The 1077-nt window shown below is 58.6% G+C and carries 1 protein-coding gene; it reads right to left on the bottom strand.

The window, feature by feature from the left end:
- Positions 1-95 precede the first annotated feature (95 nt).
- A partial coding sequence (locus EV561_RS36980; protein WP_132528788.1) for a reverse transcriptase domain-containing protein occupies positions 96-1077 on the bottom strand: 982 nt, incomplete at its 5' end.

Genomic DNA, 1077 nt, shown 5'->3' with positions numbered 1-1077 from the left:
CGATCGTGGTCGAGTAGCTATGCCATTCGGCTTCGCCCTCACAGATCCGGGCGGGCGGATTTCCCGCACCCGGCTCTTCCCGAGAGTAACCCGCGTCATATCCGAGCCTGCGCCCAAGTTCGAGTAAGATGTGGGACTGGCAGCGTGAAGCGTGCGGTCAGGATTTCAAATTCCAACCAACTCATCCGCCGGCTTTTCTGACTTCGCCGCCTCAGGCAGCGGAACCATATGCGGCGTGTTTGCTGATAGAACCCGTTGAGCGCTGGATAGTTGTGTGGCCTGCCGTAATAGCCGTAGTGTCCACGCAGCACAGCGGCAAGCCACTTGTGCTGGGTAGCTAGCGACCTGTGCATGTGCCGCCATGCTCCCTCGCGCAACGCCTTGAGCTTTCGCGTCAGGCGCTTCCCTTCCGTCTTGTGCTTCACGATGAACCGGCCATCACGGGTCAATCCACAATAGTGAATGAAGCCCAGGAAAGCGAAGGTCTCTGGCTTTCGCTCACCACGCCGCTGTCGAGATAAGGCCGCGAACCGGCCAAACTCGATTAGCCGCGTCTTCCCCTCATGGAGCGCCAGACCAAATTCGCCTAGCCGTTCCTTGAGGGCCAAGAGCATCTCCCGCGCATCATCCTTCTTCTCGAAGCCCATGACGAAGTCGTCGGCATAGCGCACGATCACAATACGGCCGCGTGCATGGCGACGACGCCATCGATGTACCCAGAGATCAAGGGTGTAGTGCAAGAAGATGTTGGCGAGGAGCGGACTGATGCCCGCCCCTTGCGGAGTCCCCCTGTCAGTCTCATACGTCTCGCCGCTCTCAAGAATTCCGGCCCGCAGCCATAGTTTAATAAGTTGCAGGATACGGGGATCGGCAATTCTATGCGCCACCATCTGCAGCAACCACTCGTGGTCAACCGAGTCAAAGAAACTGCGGATGTCGGCATCGAGCACCCAGTTCACGCGTTGGCTCATGATCGCTGTATGCAATGCATCCAGCGCCATGTGCGGGTTGCGTCCTGGCCTGAAGCCATAGGAGAACCCGCAGAAGTCGGCCTCATAGACGGCACTGAGCACTTCA

The organism is Rhizobium sp. BK376, assembly GCF_004341625.1.
Lineage (GTDB): Bacteria > Pseudomonadota > Alphaproteobacteria > Rhizobiales > Rhizobiaceae > Rhizobium.
Note: the sequence above shows the minus strand (reverse complement) of the source record. Positions and strands in the feature narration are given on the sequence as shown.